Origin of the sequence: Spirosoma aerolatum, assembly GCF_002056795.1 — a bacterium.
Classification (GTDB): Bacteria; Bacteroidota; Bacteroidia; order Cytophagales; family Spirosomataceae; genus Spirosoma; species Spirosoma aerolatum.
The window spans coordinates 5,064,728-5,081,840 of the sequence record NZ_CP020104.1 but is presented as its reverse complement, the minus strand read 5'-3'; the positions used below and the strand labels follow the sequence as shown (position 1 = coordinate 5,081,840).

The following is a 17,113-nucleotide window of genomic DNA, read 5'->3' as shown; positions in this document are numbered from 1 at the left end:
GGGCGATAAATCGTTATCTTTGGTAAATGCCCGCTTAGCCATGTCTGAACTACTATTGCAAATTTTAGATGCTCCCCAGGCCCCGCTTATTCTTCAGAAAGTGCAGGCTATTCTGGATGAGGAGCGCAAGAAACGGTATGCTTTTTATGAATGGCTGGACGAAGATAAAAAAGCTGAGTTTATCAATGGTGAAGTCGTAGTGCATTCACCGGCTCTGGACCGCCACAACTCGGCAATGCTACTATTGGCTACGTTGCTGACTGTTTATGTAAATGACCGCCAGTTAGGGTATGTTCGGGCTGAAAAAGCACTAGTTGAACTGACGCGCAATAGCTACGAGCCAGACATTTGCTATTTTGGACCCGCCAAGGCTGCGCAGATTATGCCCGATCAGCTCTATTATCCCGCCCCGGATCTGGTGGTCGAAGTGTTATCGAAGAGTACCGAAAAAATTGACCGCGAAATCAAGTTTGCCGATTATGCAGCTCATCGTGTAGCTGAATACTGGATCATTGACCCGCTACGCCGAACTATTGAGCAGTATGGCATTGATGCCGATACGCTGGAATACGCATTGACGGGATTGTTTGGGTTGAAAGAGACTATTACCAGCCAAACATTATCAGGCTTTTCGATTCCGGTTCGGGCTGTATTCGATGAAACGGCAAACATCCTTGCCCTGCGAAATCTGCTCATCAACTGAGCAAAACTAAACAGTCAGGGCTTTAGGATGCCAGACCGGGATTGGTCAGTATGGTTGGTGGCACAAAATGCTTCTGATTCAGCCGGAGGTTTTCGGCCGTCCATTCCACATCGCTGATAAACGCCGACCCCCGCACCGGGCAGTTGGCAACCTGGCAGTAATGGCAACAATCCTGCATACAGGGGTCCGTATGCACAAAGATTTCTACTTCAGCGTCAAACCCATCCTTCAACGTATCCTCGAAATGGTGTACCTCATCGTGTACCCGGGTCAACTCCCAGTAATAGGGGAGGGTCAGGTGGCAGTCGATGTGGAGGTCGGCCCCGTATTTCTGTACACGTAAGTTATGGACATCGATCCAGTTGCGATCCCGGTTGGTGTTGAGCAACTCAACCACCCGGTTCATGGTCGGGATGTCGGTTTCGTCCATGAGCCGGGCTACCGACTGGCGGGTAATCTGGAAACCGTTGTAAATGATTACCAACGATATGCCTAACGACAGTGTGCTATCGATCCAATGTTGACCCGTGAGCGCCACCAGGGCCACGCCCACCATGACGACAATACTACTAAATGTATCTGTGAGCAGGTGTTTGCCATCGGCCGTGAGGGCTGCCGAATCGGTTTGCCGACCCGAACGGATGAGCATCCAGCCGACAAACGCATTGGCTGCCGCCGTAATGCCTACCAGGACAAAGCCCCAGTCGAGATTGGTTAACACTTTAGGTTCAAAATAACTCAGAATGGCCTGCCAGATAATGACAATCCCGGCCGACAGGATCATAGCCCCCTCGAAACCGGACGACAGAAATTCGATTTTCCCGTGTCCGTATGGGTGGTTCAGGTCACGCGGTTGCCCGGCCAGATAGATGCTATAAAAGGCAAATCCGCTAGCAATCACGTTTACAATCGATTCGACCGCATCCGACAGAATCGCCGTTGAATACGTTAAAAAGTAAGCCGTGAACTTTAGAATCAGCAGGGTAATACTCAGCCCCAGCGAGATGCCCATCCAGCGGTATTTTGTTTGTTGACTGGCACTCATGAGGCCATTTTTAGCTTGTTAGAAACAACAAAGATAACGGTTTTGACGCGGATTGCCGGGTATATTAGCCACCAGGAAAGGATTTGGTTATCGGAAAGACGGTCTGCTACGGGGTCATGAATTGCCAGTTGATAGATGAATAATGAAAGTTGGGTGTTCTGGGCCGACTCCAGCTACCGACGAGTTTACCTTGTCGATCCCGCTTTACGGTTAAAGGTGTCCAGGTGAATACACCCCGTTCGTAGTCGTAGGTTTCGCCGTCGTCATCGTAAAGTGACCAGCTCGCTTCTTGGGTTCCATAATGGCGTACCGTCAGGGAAAGTGTCTCCTGCTTGTTGGGGGTATGCAGCCGGGGTGGAAGCATGGGAATAATTCCGCCATCTTTTACAAACAACGGAATCCGTGAAAGGCCGGGGCTAATTTCGATAAGCTGAGCCTCACCCACCAATTGCCCGGTATAGAAATCATACCATTTACCCGCAGGCAGCCATACCGTCCGTTTGGATTGACCGGCAAACATGGGTGCTACCAACATATAATCGCCAAGCATGAACTGGTCATTCAGGTCTTTGGTAGCGGCCATGGCGTAGGGGTTATCGGTCGAATTCAACCGCCCTTCTGTCGTTTGCGAAACGGCCGAAAATCCATCTACAAGGTGCATGGCGCGGATGGGTGGTTTTCCGTCGAAATGGTATTGCGCGAAGGTGGTGTACAGATAGGGGAGTAGCTGCATGCGAAGCTGCATGACTTCTTTAACGTCCTGCGCTACATCGGCAAATGTCCAGGGTTTAGTCCCATCGGCCCAGGCATTTAGCATGGCCATTGGCGAAAAACAAACCGACTGCATCCGCCGGAGCCATTCTTCCGATGTTTTGGATGAACGTGCTTCGGGAGTCCATAACACACCGATAAAGCTGCTGGTACATAGGGCCGTAATGAAGTCGTGGTGGTCGTAGTAGTCGTTATAGATCACGTAAGGCAGCGCCGAAGCCCCAGCATTGGAGCCTCGAACCAGTCCGTACGTTCGCTGATTACGTTCCCGAAACCAGGTATCGGTCATTTTCTGGAATTGTAACCCGTAAATCTGGCGCATCTGCTCGGCTGGAATCCCCGACGGAAACGTAGCTACATCCGGCCAGAGCCAATGATCGTATCCATCGACCTCATCGACTTTATACCCCGAAATGCCTATCGACAGGTGTTGCTGGGTAAATAACTGTTTATATAATGCCTGTGCTTTCGGAAACGTAAAATCGGGCACGCGCCCAACCCAAACCATATGTGAGCCCGTATACGGCAGGATGTCCTTAAAAATGGGCGAATGCGACGAAACGTAGGGGTTGATCCATAAATTGGCCCGAATCTCCTTTTGCTTTAGGGTGTCCAGAAATTGCTGCGGCTTTGGAAATCGGGTACTGTCCCAGACAAAACTATTTGGATAGGAGCGGGATTGCCAGCCAGGTTCCAGCCCGACAAAACTCAGTGGGTACCCTCTGGCTTCGAAATCGGCTACTTCAGCCAGAATCTGTTTGTCGGAAAACAGCGTTGGGGTTCGATGCGTGAAGCCCAGACCCCATTTTGGTGGTAACACCCCACCGCCATTATACAGATTATACCGCTGGACAACCTCCATGGGCGTACGGCCCGCAAAGACGTATACGTCGGAACCGGAAGCCGGGATTAGTATTTCGACTGCATCGGAATAAGGCTGGGCGCTCCAGTCGCGTTGGGTGTTCCGGTCTTTTTCGGGTGGGAGGTTTGGGCTGTCGGTTCGAACGGCTGTACCGGCATACACGGTGATGTATCGCGCCGAGTTGATCAACACCCCATAACCCAGGCTGGACACATAGAAAGGTACCGGAGCATGCGTTCGTCCATTGTCTTTTCCATTGTAATGATCGACATGCAGGGTTTTGATTTGCCCCCGTTGCTGGACGGTTTTGAAGTTAAGGCCCAGGCCAAACAGTTGCTCCTCTTTCTGTAAAGGAAAGCGCAGATAGGTTTTTCCATCGACCAACTGATGGCTACTTCCGGCCAGTGCGTTCGGGAATGCAGGTTCGCCTAATGATTTCAATCGGTCGATACGAGGTGTAATACCTGCTACGGCCAACGGTGTGATTCGGTCCGGCTGTCCTACAATGGCTTTCCAGACACCGGGAGCAACTGATTCCCATCGAAAGTCTGTTGGCTGAGCGGTTACGGCTAAGCCAGAATACAGGTTTATCAGCATCAATAGGCTAAGTAATCGTCGGGGCATAGGGATATACGGATTGTATTGATCATGATAAGCGAGTTGGAGTTTACGGCTACTCAAATTGGCCCGCTCGCAATGTGTAGTGGCCGAGCAGGAGAGAAACGACGAAAATTTAATCTACTAAATGTCTTTGCGTTGTTTTTACATAATGAGTCTTTATGTACTTTTGACGTAAAGGTACTATTGCTGATTTTTAGCGCCTGAATAATCCGTTCCTAACGATGTTATAGTCCTGTTCTCTATGAAAAAAAGTGCTCTGTTCGTTGTTGCCCTTTTGACAGTAAGTTGTGCTTTGGCCCAAACGACTCCGCCAAAGCGACCATTACCGATCATCGACGTCCATGTGCACGCGATGAAAGTAAGTCCTGGGTTTGCCGTCGAAATGTGCCCGTGGTTCCTGCGGGATATGCCCGGAGGAGACCCAACCCAGAATCTACAGATGCGGGCCTTCCTGAATACAGATTGCGTAGACCCCTTACAACCGGCCAAGTCGGATGAAGAAATGCAAAAAGCAGTCCTCGCTACGATGGAGCGGCTTAACATGACTATTGTTGCCTATGGCGATCCGCAGATCTTACGGAAATGGAAAAAAGCGGCTCCCGATCGGGTTATTCCGGGTATTGGGGTTAGCTCGCCCAATGAAATGAGTGTACAAGCCTTCACCGATTCGCTATCGTCCGGTTTTTATAAAGTGATGGGCGAAGTAGCTCCACAGTATCAGGGCCTTTCGCCAAGCGATATGTCATTGGATGGCTACTTTGCAGCCGCTGAAAAACTGAATATCCCCGTTGGTATCCATATGGGTACGGGAGGAAATGGTATGGCCAACCTGACGCAGGCGAAATACCGCGCTTCACTGGGACGCCCGTTCCTGCTCGAAGATGTGCTGGCCCGGCACCCGAAACTGAAAATATGGGTGATGCATGCTGGCTATCCGATGTTGGACGAAATGATTGCTCTTATGGGGGCCAATGCCTATGTGTATGTCGATCTGGCGGGTTTTATCTGGAGTTATCCGCAGGCTGAAATCCATGCCTATCTGAAGCGATTGGTGCAGGCTGGTTTTGGCAAACGGATTCTGTACGGCACCGATTTTATGATGTGGCCCAAGCTATTCGAAGCGTCGATTAGTGTGATCGAAAATGCCGACTATCTGTCGTTCGATCAGAAGCGAGATATTCTGTTCAATAATGCCGTTCGCTTCTTCCGGCTGGACGCCAATACGTTAAAGTAGTCAGGGGAAAGCCATATCCTCCATACTTGGCCTAGTTTCTTAATTTACCCACTGCTTTCAACCGACTGAGCAATGGGTCGCCCAGATTCGTGGAAGGGGAAGGACGTTGGTTTTGGGCTACCGTTAACTGGTAGGATTCCTCAGGGCGGGAAGCCGCTCCAGTGGGTAGAGGAGGCAGGCATGGGACATTAAAGTAAGGCGGATTATTATAAGCGCAACTGATGGTACTACTACAATCGCTTAAGACAATACCGCCAAAAACGGGCTGCCCATCCAGCATTAACGTAATGCAACGGCTTGTATAGTTCCGATTTATGGAATCAGCGGCAACGGTGTTGGTGCCTACCCATAGCCAGTCATACAGAGAAACGTTCAATTTGAAAAGAGCAGCACTTTGGTCATAATACGCAATGTCAGATTCAGTCAAGGGCTTGCCTATTAATGTAAGCTTGGTGAGGTCAAGTTGGCAGTTCTCCTGGTTATTCTTCTGAGGGAAGGCAATATACATGGCTACTCCTTTACTTGCTTCGGTAGAAGCAGGGGTAATTGGTAACGCCTGGCTGGTTGACGATTTAGGAGGGGAGGGGGGCGAGTCCGAACAGGAAAAGCCTCCTGCCAATAGATATAGGCTTAGTAACGCTGGTAGGCCCTGTTTCATAAGCAGAAGGTTGTTGGGTTAAGAAGCAACCCGAAGATAAACGATTTTAGAGCACCTCCTATAAACTTAAGAATAATCCTTCATGTATATAAGCTGCCTGTTGTTCGGAAAAAGGGGGGAAGATCAGGACGAATGGCCGAAAGGGGTTAACTTAGCAACTTTTTACGGCACAATTCGACTATCGGCAAGCTGAAAAAGCCTGGAGAGGGTAAGCACCTCTGTCGCTTTTATTTCTATGGAAACAACCGAAAATCCCTGGCAGACACTTAATTCGTCGGTCAAATATGAAAATCCCTGGTTAACGATTCGTCATGAAGAGGTGATCACCCCCGCCGGAACACCCGGTATTTACGGCGTGGTCAGTTTTAAAAACAAAGCCATCGGGGTAGTCCCAATCGACAGCGAAGGAAATACGTATCTGGTTGGGCAATACCGCTATGCACTGAATGAATATTCCTGGGAAATTCCCGAAGGTGGTTGTCCAATCGGCACCGATCCACTCGATTCGGCCAAGCGTGAACTAAAAGAAGAAACGGGCCTGGAAGCCGCAAAATGGACCAAAATAGCCCGTATTCATACCTCGAACTCCGCGACTGACGAAGAAGGTTTTCTCTACATTGCCGAGGAACTGGTACAGGGCGAACATGAACCTGAAGAAACCGAAGATCTGCGCGTCTGGAAACTGCCACTGGCCGAGGCCGTCAATATGGTTATGAGCAGTCAGATTACGGATTCACTCAGTGTTAGTGGCCTGCTGATTGTAGCCCGGTTGCGGGGAATTTAAACACAGTTTATCGTTTATGGTTTACAGTTTACAGGGCTTTGATGCGCCAGGAACGTGCGTCAAAGCCCTGTAAGTAATGAGCCGTAAACTGTAAATCGTAAACTTTTTCACATCCTGTGTTCTTACCCATTCTCTTTGGTTTTTTATTGGGCGTTGCGCTGTGCCTGACCTTCGGAACTGTCTTTTTTGCGCTGATTCAGAATAGCGTCGATAATGGATTTCGATCGGGGCTAAAGATGGTGTTTGGTGTTATTGTAGGCGATATTATATTCGTCATTGCGGCCCTTATCGGGACTTCATTTATCCCCAAAGTACAGGGTTTCGAAAATCTCATGGCTATCGTTGGGGTGATTTTTTTAGTAGCTCTGGGGCTGGTGAACATTATGAAAGGAACGCCCCGGCTGGCCTATCCCAAAACCCGTTTGGGCAATTTTGTCTACTATTTCACAACGGGCTTTTTTCTGAACGCCCTCAATCCCGTCAACTTTGTAGCCTGGGTAGCTATCGTGGCCTATATTCGGTCGCACCTGCATTATTCCGATGCTCAGCAGTATGCCTTTATGATTGCGGCTTTGGTAGGTGTCTTTAGTACCGAGACAGCGCTGGCCTATTATGCCAACCGACTCAAGCGGTTGTTTACGCCCCGTGTTGTTAAGATTTTCAACCGCACTACTGGCGTAGTTTTCCTGATTGGGGCCGCCAACATCGCCTACACGCGCCTGCTGGAGCCCCTATCGAAGGCAATGAATTGGTAGGAAGTTAAAGAGCGAAAGATAGAAAGAGTGAAAGAGCGAAAAAAGCTTGCGACAGCCATTCGCTCTTTCACTCTTTCTATCTTTCGCTCTTTAAAAAGTTTTCCCACTCCTTCACCAGTCCTTTTTTTAGCACGCGGGGAAATTTGTGCTGGCCGCCCATTTTGCCTCGCGATTCCATCCAGTCGTAAAAGGTTTTGGCGGGCAGTACAGTCACCGAAATATCTTTTAGGGCATGTTTGCGTTCAACAGCATAATCGTCGTTGAGTTCTTTGAGTTTATCGTCGATACGGTCGCGGAGTAGGTTAGGGTCTACGTGATCGTCGGTTCCGATGTACCAGTCGTGAGCAAAGAGCGTACCATGCGCTACCCCGGCCACAGTAAATTCACGCACCGAAATCCCCAATTCCTGCGACACCAGTTCAATCGCTTTATTCATGTTATCAACAGAAAGGTGTTCGCCACACAGGCTCAGAAAGTGCTTCGTTCGGCCTGTAATTACGATCTCAGCCTGTCTTTTATCGACAAATCGAATCGTATCCCCGATGAGATAACGCCAGGCACCCGCACAGGTCGAGATCAACAGCGCATATTCTTTACCTTCCTCAACCTCATCGATCATGAGCGTTTGGGGATTTTCCACCAGTTCGCCATCGGGTGAGAAGTTCTTTTCGTTGAAGGGGATAAATTCGAAAAATAAGCCGTTGTTCAGTACTAGTTGCATACCTTCGGCATTGGGGTGCGTCTGGAACGCAATGAAGCCTTCGGATGCCAGGTAGGTTTCGATGTAAGTAATGGGGTGCGCGAGCAGTTTCTCAAAGCCTGCCTTATAGGGCTCGAACGAAACGCCACCATGGCCAAATACCATTAAGTTGGGCCAGATGTCATGGATGGTTTTTACATTATACCGGGCAATGATTTTCTCCATCAGCAACTGAATCCAGGCCGGAACGCCCACCACATAGCCAATATCCCAGTCGGCTGCCTGCTCTGTGATTTCGTCCAGCTTCAGCGCCCAGTCGCGTTCCTGAGCTATTTCTTTACCCGGCTTATAAAATCGCTGAAACCAGAACGGAATCTGACTGGCTGTAATCCCACTCAGATCGCCCTCAAAATGCCCCTGGCGAGCATTCAGATTGGTGCTGCCTCCCAGCATCAGATAGCCTTTTTCGTAGAGTGTAGCCGGGAGGTTCTGGTATTTGCCCAATGTCAAAATTTGCCGGATACTAGCCCGCTGAATAGCCCTCGACATGGCTTTCGTTACCGGAATGTATTTTGTAGAGGCTTCGGATGTTCCCGAGCTTAAGGCAAAATATTTTACCCGTCCAGGCCAGGTAATGTTTCGTTCGCCAGCTAGTGTGCGATTCCACCAGCCATCGAACATTTTGTTATAGTCGTGGATAGGTACATTCGTCTTGAATTTCTCGTAGAACTCATGGTGGGCACCAAACTCGACCGCCCGGAGCAATTCATTGAAATGAAAGGTCGTGCCAAATTCCGTAAACTGGGCTTTCTGAATGAGTTTACGAAAGGCTTTTCGTTGCTGACTGAACGGATTCGTTTTCCGTAACCGAACGGCATTCGTTAGCCGAATACCACTTTTGAGCAAACTTCCTAAAAGAGCCATATTTTGTTGATGTATAATGTAGGATATATGATGTATGGTAGGTTGGAGCGATATATCCTATGTCATACATCCTATACGCTTAGAGTTTCCAGTTTTTCAATTCGTCCATCATGCTGTAGGCGGTCAGGTCATAGTGACAGGGAACAACAGAGGTATAATTGTTGGCCAGGGCGTATTCGTCGGTGTCTTCGGCATGGGTGTCGAAATTGACAAAATCGCCCGCCAGCCAGAAATACCGACGCCCGTGTGGGTCACGTCGTTCGTCGAATACTTCCTGCCATTTAGCGTTGGCCTGTCGGCAAATCTGAATGCCTTTCAGTGGCTCAGGTCCACGGGCCGGGAAGTTGACATTCAACGCCGTACCACGTTGAATACCCTGCTGGAGCACATGGCGGGCAATGGTCAGGATGTGCTCATGTGTATGCGAAAAATCGGGCTGCCGCGTAAAATCGCTTAACGAAAAACCAATAGCGGGTATCCCCTCTATAGCTGCTTCGATGGCTGCCGACATCGTCCCCGAATACAAAATGCTGATCGACGAATTGCTGCCGTGATTGATCCCACTGACCACCAGATCGGGCGAACGGTCTTTCAGCACATGATGTTTAGCCAGTTTCACACAGTCGGCAGGGGTGCCCGAGCATTCATAGGCAGGTATGTCGCCAAAAATATCGGACGGATACAGCCGGATTGGATTGGCAATGGTAATGGCGTGTCCCATACCCGATTGGGGACTGTTGGGAGCTACCACAACCACTGAGCCAAGTTGTTTCATTAAATCGACCAATGTGCGAATGCCGTGAGAAGTGATCCCATCGTCATTTGTTACTAATATCAGTGGTTTTTGTTCAGACATAAACGGCAAAATCAATAGGTTTATGCATCGCCAGGCCTTATTGACAGAGTTTACCGACTGGCGACTATCGACTATGGAATTGCAATACTACGGAAATCAGCCCAACCTTCAGGCCGAAAAACAAGTCAATGACGCGTTAAATAATCATGTATTGTTCTGAATACAGCGAATAACTCGAAATTAGTACCCGATTTTTCATCACCGGATTTATGCTTTCGTCAAGGCACAAAATTTTTATGGAAGTGGCTCGTCTGCTGAGCTTTACCAAAGCCAGCCAGACGTTGTTTTTGAGTCAGTCAGCCATCAGCAAACACATCAAATCGCTGGAATATTTTTACAAAACAGGATTGTTTGAGCGGCATGGCACCAGCATCAGTTTAACCCCAGCCGGGCAAACGCTCTACGCCAAGCTCCTGGAAGCCGGGCAGTTGCAGGAAGAACTGCACCAGGAGCTTCAGCAGATCAATGAAAATTTTCTACCACCCACCAAGTTAGCTGTCGGTTCCAGCACCACCATTAGCCTCTATGTGCTGCCGCCTGTGCTGTCGGCCTATCTGAAGCGGCATACCAATATCCAGATCAATGTTTTGAACCGTAACTCGAACAACATTCAGAATGCCTTGCTGGCTCACGACATTGATGTTGGCATTGTTGAGGTTATGACCCGGATCAATACCCTGACGTACACACCCTTTATGACCGATGATGTACTGGCGGTATGCTCGGCCCGGAGCCCTTTGCGAAACCGAACCGTTACCGTTGCCGATTTACCGACTATTCCGTTAGCCTTACGTGAAAATGGTTCAGGAACCCTCGCCGTTGTTGAAGATGCACTGAATAAACAGGGTCTTACCATCGCTTCATTACGAATCCTGATTCGATTGGGGGGAACCGAAGCCCTGAAAAACTTTGTCCTGGCCGATACCTGTCTGGCGTTTTTACCAAAGCGGGCCATTATGAAAGAACTGGTAGCGGGCGAGCTGGTCGAAGTTCCTATTCGAGATTTGACGCTCCAAAGGATCTTCTATTTTATTCAGCGTAAAGGCACCGAAAACAATCGACTCGTCAGCGGATTTATTCAATTCGCGCTCCGCTATTATTCCAAACGGGAATAACTCATCTCAAAACGGTATTTGCTTCATGGCTGGTTAACCGGGATTTTTCGGAAAAAATACAACCATGAACGTAGCTCTTACATCATCATTATTAGGCGATCTACACTGTTCGCAATGTGGGAAAACCTACGACCCGTTTAGTCGGCAGACGGTGTCCCGATGCTGTCAGGCTCCTTTACTTTGCGACTATGTGCTGGATGTTGGCAGTGTATTGCCCAGTGATTTAGCCTCCCGGCCTAAATCGCTCTGGCGCTATGAAGAGCTTCTGCCTGTTATTCAGCCCGACAACCAAGTGAGCCTGGGTGAAGGGTTTACACCGATCCTGACCCTGAACCGACTGGCTAACCACGCTAATCTGCAACACCTACTGCTAAAAGATGAAGGGCTAAACCCGACGGGCTCATTCAAAGCGAGGGGGCTAAGTATGGCCATTTCGAAAGCGAAGGAAAACGGTGAACAAGCCTGTATTATCCCAACGGCTGGTAACGCTGGTGTGGCCATGGCGGCTTATTGTGCACGGGCCGGTATGGAAGCCGTGGTCGTGATGCCTCGCCATACGCCTGATGCCTTTAAGGAAGCCTGCCGGGCCTATAACGCCCGCCTGATTGAAGTGGATGGGCTGATTAACGACTGTGCAGCTAAAGTGCAGGAAATCAATCAGTCTGGTGCCTATTTCGACGTATCGACCTTAAAGGAACCCTATCGGCTGGAAGGGAAGAAAACGATGGGCTTTGAAATCGCGGAGCAGCTGGCGTGGCAGCTACCCGACGTGATTGTTTACCCAACGGGCGGAGGCACCGGCCTGATCGGCATCTGGAAAGCGTTCGATGAGATGGAATCGCTGGGGTGGCTTCCTCAGCACGTAACCCTGCCGCGCATGGTAGCCGTACAGGCTGAATCGTGTTGTCCCATTGTAACCACCTGGCAGGGCAAACAACTGAATAGTAAGCAGTATGTAGGTCAGCCAACGCTGGCCAATGGCCTGGCGGTTCCACGCCCAATCGGCGAACCACTTATTCTGAATACATTGCTGGAGTCGGGTGGAACCGCCATTGCCGTTTCGGACGAGGACATGGTAAAAGGTGTACGCGAACTCGCCCGATACGAAGGGCTTTTTGTAGCGCCAGAAGGCGGGGCTGTATGGGCGGCTACCAAAAAACTACTACAACAAGGCTGGATTCAGCCGAATGAACGGGTACTGCTCCTGAACACCGGGTCGGGACAGAGCTACCTGGATAATTTGAAAGGGAAGCTGACCGATTGACTGCTGAAGCGGTCGATTGACGCGTCGGAATCACCTGCGCCAATCGACCGCTTCAGCAGTCAATCAATTTATAAATTAACCGCCAGCGTTTGTCCTTTCCGGCTTTTGAAACCTTGCAGAGGGGAGTAGCTGTCGGTCGTTTTTCCGTAGTACCCTGTACCGTCATATGCACGGAGTTGTGGATCGTTCTTGCACGCGTCGGAACAGGTGCCCTGATGCTCATGGCCGCAGGATTCGCAGAGGGTAAAATGATTGTTGCAGGCAGGGCTGGCGCAGTTGACCATCCGGCTGGTAGGCGTACCACAGCGGTGGCAGGTCGATATGACAGCCGGATTGACCTGGTTTACAGGGACCGTAACCCGGTTGTCGAACACATAGCATTCGCCGTCAAAATCTTCACCACCGGCTTCCATACCGTATTTGATGATCCCGCCGTGGAGTTGATACACATTGTCGAAGCCCTGGGCGAGCAGATACGCCGACGCTTTTTCGCATTTGATGCCGCCCGTACAGTAGGTAACGATCTTTTTGCCGGAACCTTTCAGGTGTTCTATTTCGGCAATATGCTCGGGTAGCTCGCGCAGGTTTTCCATATCGAACGTAATGGCTCCTTTGAACCTGCCCACCGAATGTTCATAGTTGGACCGCATATCGACCAGCACCACATCCGGGTCATTTTTCAGGCTCCGAAATTCGTCGGGCTCAACATAAATACCCGTTTGCCGGAGCGGATCGACAGGAAGGTCGGAGTGAACAATTTCAGGTTTTACCCGTACGTGTAACTTCTGGAACGTATGGCCGTCGGCCTCATCGACCTTAAATTCAATACCAGCAAAACGAGGGTCGTTGCGAAGTGTATTCATATACGTTTCGCAATCGGCAGTCAGGCCCGACACGGTTCCATTGAGGCCTTCTGGGGCGACAATAATCCGCCCCAGCAAGTTGAGGTTAAGGCAAAGCATGTGATGCTCCTCCCGATATTGCTCCGGATTCTCAATGGGCGAATAGATGTAATACAAAAGCACTCGATACGGTTTCATAGGCAAAAAGTGAAAGAGTGAATGACCGGGCTGGCGTACCAGTGAAAGAGCCGATTCGCAACGGCAAATCAAGCTCCTGATTATGGCTCTTTTCAAATACAAAATTAAACTCAAAACACGAAAGTTCGTTATAAGAGCAATAAAGGTATCCGTTTGCTTATGCATATCGCCATTACTGGAAATATTGGGGCTGGAAAAACCACGCTGGCCGAACTGCTGGCGGCTCAATTTGGCTGGGAAGTTTTGTATGAAGCAGTCGAGGGTAATCCGTATCTGGCTGATTTCTATGCGGATATGCCGCGCTGGTCGTTTAATCTGCAAATCTTTTTTCTGAATAGCCGCTTTGCGCAAATGAAACGCATTCTGGATCGTCAACAGGCTGTAGAAGCCATATCCGGTCGGCCAGGTGTAATGGTTCAGGATCGGACTATTTACGAGGATGCGGCTATTTTCGCCCGTAACCTATACCAGCGTGGTGATATGACCGAGCGCGATTATCTGACATACCGACAGGTGTTCGAAAACATGACGAGTCTGGTTCGGCCACCTGATCTGATGATTTACCTGCGTGCCAGCCTGCCTCGACTTCGCCAGCGCATTCGAAAGCGAGGGCGGGATTTTGAGCAGGCCATAAGCGATGAATACCTTGATAGCCTGAATCAACTCTACGAAGAGTTTGCTTCAGGCTATCAGTTAGGACCTCTACTGGTACTTGATGTTGACCGGCTGGATTATGTAGCTCGCCCGTTGGATTTCGACGAAGTGGTGAGCCTGATCAATAACTCACTCTCCGATTTATAATCCGCTTATGATTCGGGCATACACATTGTTGGTTGAGTTTCCATCGTAGGTTTGCGTAGTATCATTACTCACATTGACCGTAATATTGGACACGCTTCCTGAGTTGGCGGTAGTACGGGTAGCACTAAAACCCAGCACCGCCGTCGCATTGGCGGCAATTAGCTGTCCGGTATTCATCGTCAGCGTAATCTGCTGGTTGTCTACGTTATTGGAAACATACCACTTTGAGTTCTCAACGGCTACGGGGTTATTAGTCCCCCCGGTCACATTGATGTTGGTCAGGGTCGAATTGAACGATACCGAATAACCAGCGGGAACCGTAATCGTGATAACCACGCTGCCACTTGTCGTTGGTACGCCACCCGCTTCGAATAAATTCACGACAAAATTACGCACATTATCAGGGCTACTGGTGCCAAAAGCCGCCTGTGGAAGGATTAGCGTTGGGCTTAGATCAGGGCTCTGAACAGACCCTAACGTCGCGAAATCGCTGCGGAATTTCTTGAAATTGTTCTGCGACAAGTCTTTGCCTCCGGTGCCATCATTGTAAAATACCTGGCTACCATTGTCCATCAGAAACTGGATAGAACTGGTCGCATCCAGTGTGGCTGGTAGGTCAACAATCGATTCGATGCTGCTGCCTCCACTAATACCACTCAGACCACTCAGATCAGCCGATCGCTGACGAGCTGGGTCAGCCGGGTTGCCTGTCCAGGTGAACAGTTTAAAGGCATTGGGATCAGAACCGGCGCTACCTGAAGGACCAGCAACAATCAGGTACTGCCCATTACCGTTGCTTTTGATTTCCCGAATACCGCGTCCGCCAAGATCTAGTAAAATAGGCGCACCGAAGGTAGCCGAGCCCGACGTTGGGTTGCCTGATACAAGCGATGTAAAGTTGGTAACGGGTACAATCAACGCCTTGGTTCGGTTCGATGCCGGGGAAATTGGGGCTCTGAATGCAAGATAGCCCGTCGTACCATCGGGAGCAACGGTAAGCCCTTCCATAGCAAAGCCGGCCCCTCCTGTGGCTTCAGGATCAACACCATCTGCTGCACTGGCCTGAATGCCAAAATAATTGGCACCTAACCCATGCTGGTTGTTCACATCCCAGGCAATCAGGTCCGTTTTGAGTCCATCGTAGCGACCCACGTAGCTCAAGGTCGTACTGGCTCCGCTACCCGTTACATCGGTAGCAAACAGTCGATTGCGATTCGGTCGGGTTGCACCACTCGACGCATTGGTGTGCGAACCAAGCCAGTAAATCCGATTGCCTATTCGAGCGGAGGCTTCAATATTCACCTGGCGGGGTACTCCACCCGAAATGTCGGTTAACCCCAGCGAGGACGTATAATCGAAACCGTTGACAGGCAATCCAGAATTGGCTCTGTTATAAAGGCGAAGCACCTGATTATCGTCGTCACCAACCAGCATATAGTCGGCGTCGAGCGCCTGAGCGGTCGACGCATCGCTGGCACCCGTATGAAACCGGCTGGTGGTGGTCGACGCGGCCGATGCCGCGTAGCTGATGGTGTAAGACGTTATATTGCTCCCATCCGATACGGTAGCAAGTATAGTCGTATACCCAACCCCGGCAGGCGTAATTTTTAGATTTCGATTGGCACCGCTACCCGCCAGCGCCAAATTGGCATTGGGAACGACGCTGGCATTGCTGCTGCTGGCCGTTAGAGTCAGGTTGTTAACGGGTGTATCGGTGTCGGCCAGCGTAAAGTCAATCCCCAGGGTACGGGCCGGATCGGTAGGATCGTTGATGACCCCACTGATCGCCGATCCACTTAGGTAAGTTGTTGTCGTACCGGCTACAGTAATCGTAGGCGGAGCGCCAACCGCTACGTCATTATCTGTAATGGTAACTGAAACAGGATTAACGGCTATGCCATTATAAGCCGGGTCGGAGCTGGTAGCGCTATGCGTAATGGTGGCAGAATGGACACCTTCAACCAGATTATCATCTACGGCTGATACGGTTACGGTCTGAGTCAGACTAAAATTAGCTGGGGTGAAAGTTAGCGTTGGGACATCGGTTGTTAATTGAGAGCCGGGCGTAATTGTCACAACGACATTAGCAGTTGGCTGGCTGGTCAAGGCCATCGTATACGTATCACTGGCCCCACCTTCAGCAACGGTTGTGGTATTGCCCGTTATCCGAACCAGTACGCGGTTTAGTGCCGTGTAATATCCGCCGGGACTGCCAATGTTGCCATCGACAGAAGCATACGAGTTCTGAGCATCATTGACCGTCGATAGCACCCAATTCGCAATTGTATTTGTGCCCAGATTACTCTGAGATGTCCAGGCACTTACGCCATTGGTGAATACAGTAGCACCTGCCGTACTACTATTCGGGAAAGTAAGGCGATCGACCAGCGTGTTTGAGGCATCATAAATATTGAGTTCATCCCCATTTCCCAGGTTTTGGTTATTGCTGCCGACAACTTTTACAGTAGTGGGCAAATACCAGGCTGTTCGGAAGGCAGCCGCCGACGCTTCGGCAATGACGACCGATTCGCCAGGTTGGACAACCCCAAATGTACCAATGGAAAATGAACCGGCCACTCGGGAATTATCATCGAAACTCCAACCCGTCAGGTCAATAGGTGCTGTTCCAGTATTTGTCAGTTCGATGAATTCATTCGCTGCTCCGGCACCATTATAGGCAAATTCCGTAATTCGGATTTGACCTACAGGATCAGCATTGACGGCAAGCGAAGATGGGGCGTTACCTTTCACCGCTGTTTGGGGGAGGAGTGAAGGATAAAACTCCCGAAGAACGCCTGATCTTTGGGTCTTGGGTAGTAGAATACTCCCGTTGTCAGTCTGTTTTACCACCCCGTTGCTGGGTGTATATCGCGCAAAAAGAGGAGAAATTGTTAGAATAGTTGCTGCCAGAAACAGAATGGTGAACAATGCGATGCTGATCGGTACATATTTTTTCATAACTAATTGGTTTTATTAATGG

Annotated in this window: 15 protein-coding genes; 8 read left to right on the top strand and 7 right to left on the bottom strand. The window is 49.9% G+C overall.

What is annotated here, in order from left to right; all coding sequences use genetic code 11:
- Positions 1-40 precede the first annotated feature (40 nt).
- Positions 41-703: a Uma2 family endonuclease gene (locus B5M13_RS21105; RefSeq protein WP_080060019.1), complete on the top strand. Its 663-nt coding sequence runs from the start codon at positions 41-43 to the stop codon at positions 701-703.
- Between the two features lie 22 nt (positions 704-725).
- Here B5M13_RS21105 and B5M13_RS21100 read toward each other — a convergent pair whose 3' ends face one another.
- Positions 726-1,748, bottom strand: coding sequence for a cation diffusion facilitator family transporter (locus B5M13_RS21100; protein ID WP_080057542.1), 1,023 nt, complete (start codon positions 1,746-1,748; stop codon positions 726-728).
- A gap of 106 nt (positions 1,749-1,854) precedes the next feature.
- Positions 1,855-4,005, bottom strand: a complete 2,151-nt coding sequence (locus B5M13_RS21095; RefSeq protein ID WP_080057540.1) for a glycoside hydrolase family 31 protein — start codon at positions 4,003-4,005, stop codon at positions 1,855-1,857.
- 238 nt (positions 4,006-4,243) lie between these two features.
- Between B5M13_RS21095 and B5M13_RS21090 the strand changes: the two genes are divergently transcribed.
- A complete protein-coding gene (locus B5M13_RS21090; RefSeq protein WP_080057539.1) occupies positions 4,244-5,236 on the top strand; it encodes an amidohydrolase family protein in 993 nt (330 codons plus the stop codon).
- A gap of 31 nt (positions 5,237-5,267) precedes the next feature.
- Here B5M13_RS21090 and B5M13_RS21085 read toward each other — a convergent pair whose 3' ends face one another.
- Entirely contained in the window at positions 5,268-5,894 is a 627-nt protein-coding gene (locus B5M13_RS21085) for a hypothetical protein (RefSeq protein WP_080057537.1), read from the bottom strand.
- Between the two features lie 235 nt (positions 5,895-6,129).
- Between B5M13_RS21085 and B5M13_RS21080 the strand changes: the two genes are divergently transcribed.
- Positions 6,130-6,678, top strand: a complete 549-nt coding sequence (locus B5M13_RS21080; protein ID WP_080057536.1) for an NUDIX domain-containing protein — start codon at positions 6,130-6,132, stop codon at positions 6,676-6,678.
- Positions 6,679-6,794: 116 nt separating this feature from the next.
- Positions 6,795-7,433: a LysE family translocator gene (locus B5M13_RS21075; protein ID WP_080057535.1), complete on the top strand. Its 639-nt coding sequence runs from the start codon at positions 6,795-6,797 to the stop codon at positions 7,431-7,433.
- Between the two features lie 76 nt (positions 7,434-7,509).
- Here the strand turns inward: B5M13_RS21075 and B5M13_RS21070 are convergent, their stop codons facing one another.
- Positions 7,510-9,057, bottom strand: a complete 1,548-nt coding sequence (locus B5M13_RS21070; protein WP_080057534.1) for a GH3 family domain-containing protein — start codon at positions 9,055-9,057, stop codon at positions 7,510-7,512.
- 79 nt (positions 9,058-9,136) lie between these two features.
- Positions 9,137-9,913 carry a 5'/3'-nucleotidase SurE gene (surE, locus tag B5M13_RS21065; RefSeq protein WP_080057533.1) on the bottom strand — a complete coding sequence of 259 codons (777 nt, stop codon included), beginning with the start codon at positions 9,911-9,913 and terminating at the stop codon, positions 9,137-9,139.
- Between the two features lie 22 nt (positions 9,914-9,935).
- On the opposite strand from surE, the gene B5M13_RS33535 reads away from it, so the two are divergent.
- The 3 genes from B5M13_RS33535 (at position 9,936) to B5M13_RS21055 (ending at position 12,292) form a co-directional block, all read left to right on the top strand.
- Positions 9,936-10,073: a hypothetical protein gene (locus B5M13_RS33535; RefSeq protein ID WP_155297311.1), complete on the top strand. Its 138-nt coding sequence runs from the start codon at positions 9,936-9,938 to the stop codon at positions 10,071-10,073.
- A gap of 49 nt (positions 10,074-10,122) precedes the next feature.
- Positions 10,123-11,028 carry a LysR substrate-binding domain-containing protein gene (locus tag B5M13_RS21060; RefSeq protein ID WP_080057532.1) on the top strand — a complete coding sequence of 302 codons (906 nt, stop codon included), beginning with the start codon at positions 10,123-10,125 and terminating at the stop codon, positions 11,026-11,028.
- Between the two features lie 64 nt (positions 11,029-11,092).
- Positions 11,093-12,292 (top strand): threonine synthase, encoded by a 1,200-nt coding sequence (locus B5M13_RS21055; protein WP_080057531.1) that lies wholly within the window; start codon positions 11,093-11,095, stop codon positions 12,290-12,292.
- Between the two features lie 68 nt (positions 12,293-12,360).
- Here B5M13_RS21055 and trhO read toward each other — a convergent pair whose 3' ends face one another.
- Positions 12,361-13,332: an oxygen-dependent tRNA uridine(34) hydroxylase TrhO gene (gene trhO, locus B5M13_RS21050; protein ID WP_080057530.1), complete on the bottom strand. Its 972-nt coding sequence runs from the start codon at positions 13,330-13,332 to the stop codon at positions 12,361-12,363.
- A gap of 159 nt (positions 13,333-13,491) precedes the next feature.
- On the opposite strand from trhO, the gene B5M13_RS21045 reads away from it, so the two are divergent.
- Complete coding sequence (locus tag B5M13_RS21045; RefSeq protein WP_080057529.1) at positions 13,492-14,133, top strand: deoxynucleoside kinase; 642 nt, start codon at positions 13,492-13,494, stop codon at positions 14,131-14,133.
- Here B5M13_RS21045 and B5M13_RS21040 read toward each other — a convergent pair.
- The gene (locus B5M13_RS21040) at positions 14,128-17,091 is read right to left on the bottom strand and encodes a lamin tail domain-containing protein (RefSeq protein ID WP_080057528.1); all 2,964 of its coding nucleotides are present in this window, start codon (positions 17,089-17,091) and stop codon (positions 14,128-14,130) included. The genes B5M13_RS21045 and B5M13_RS21040 overlap by 6 nt on opposite strands.
- Between the last annotated feature and the right edge of the window lie 22 nt (positions 17,092-17,113).

Bases quoted from the DNA above. Each gene is read 5' to 3' on its own strand.
- B5M13_RS33535 (WP_155297311.1), top strand. From the start codon at position 9,936: ATGCATCGCCAGGCCTTATTGACAGAGTTTACCGACTGGCGACTATCG.
- trhO (WP_080057530.1), bottom strand. From the start codon at position 13,332: ATGAAACCGTATCGAGTGCTTTTGTATTACATCTATTCGCCCATTGAG.
- B5M13_RS21095 (WP_080057540.1), bottom strand. From the start codon at position 4,005: ATGCCCCGACGATTACTTAGCCTATTGATGCTGATAAACCTGTATTCT.
- B5M13_RS21100 (WP_080057542.1), bottom strand. From the start codon at position 1,748: ATGAGTGCCAGTCAACAAACAAAATACCGCTGGATGGGCATCTCGCTG.
- B5M13_RS21040 (WP_080057528.1), bottom strand. From the start codon at position 17,091: ATGAAAAAATATGTACCGATCAGCATCGCATTGTTCACCATTCTGTTT.
- B5M13_RS21060 (WP_080057532.1), top strand. From the start codon at position 10,123: ATGCTTTCGTCAAGGCACAAAATTTTTATGGAAGTGGCTCGTCTGCTG.
- B5M13_RS21080 (WP_080057536.1), top strand. From the start codon at position 6,130: ATGGAAACAACCGAAAATCCCTGGCAGACACTTAATTCGTCGGTCAAA.
- B5M13_RS21070 (WP_080057534.1), bottom strand. From the start codon at position 9,057: ATGGCTCTTTTAGGAAGTTTGCTCAAAAGTGGTATTCGGCTAACGAAT.
- B5M13_RS21105 (WP_080060019.1), top strand. From the start codon at position 41: ATGTCTGAACTACTATTGCAAATTTTAGATGCTCCCCAGGCCCCGCTT.
- B5M13_RS21090 (WP_080057539.1), top strand. From the start codon at position 4,244: ATGAAAAAAAGTGCTCTGTTCGTTGTTGCCCTTTTGACAGTAAGTTGT.
- B5M13_RS21045 (WP_080057529.1), top strand. From the start codon at position 13,492: ATGCATATCGCCATTACTGGAAATATTGGGGCTGGAAAAACCACGCTG.
- surE (WP_080057533.1), bottom strand. From the start codon at position 9,913: ATGTCTGAACAAAAACCACTGATATTAGTAACAAATGACGATGGGATC.
- B5M13_RS21085 (WP_080057537.1), bottom strand. From the start codon at position 5,894: ATGAAACAGGGCCTACCAGCGTTACTAAGCCTATATCTATTGGCAGGA.
- B5M13_RS21055 (WP_080057531.1), top strand. From the start codon at position 11,093: ATGAACGTAGCTCTTACATCATCATTATTAGGCGATCTACACTGTTCG.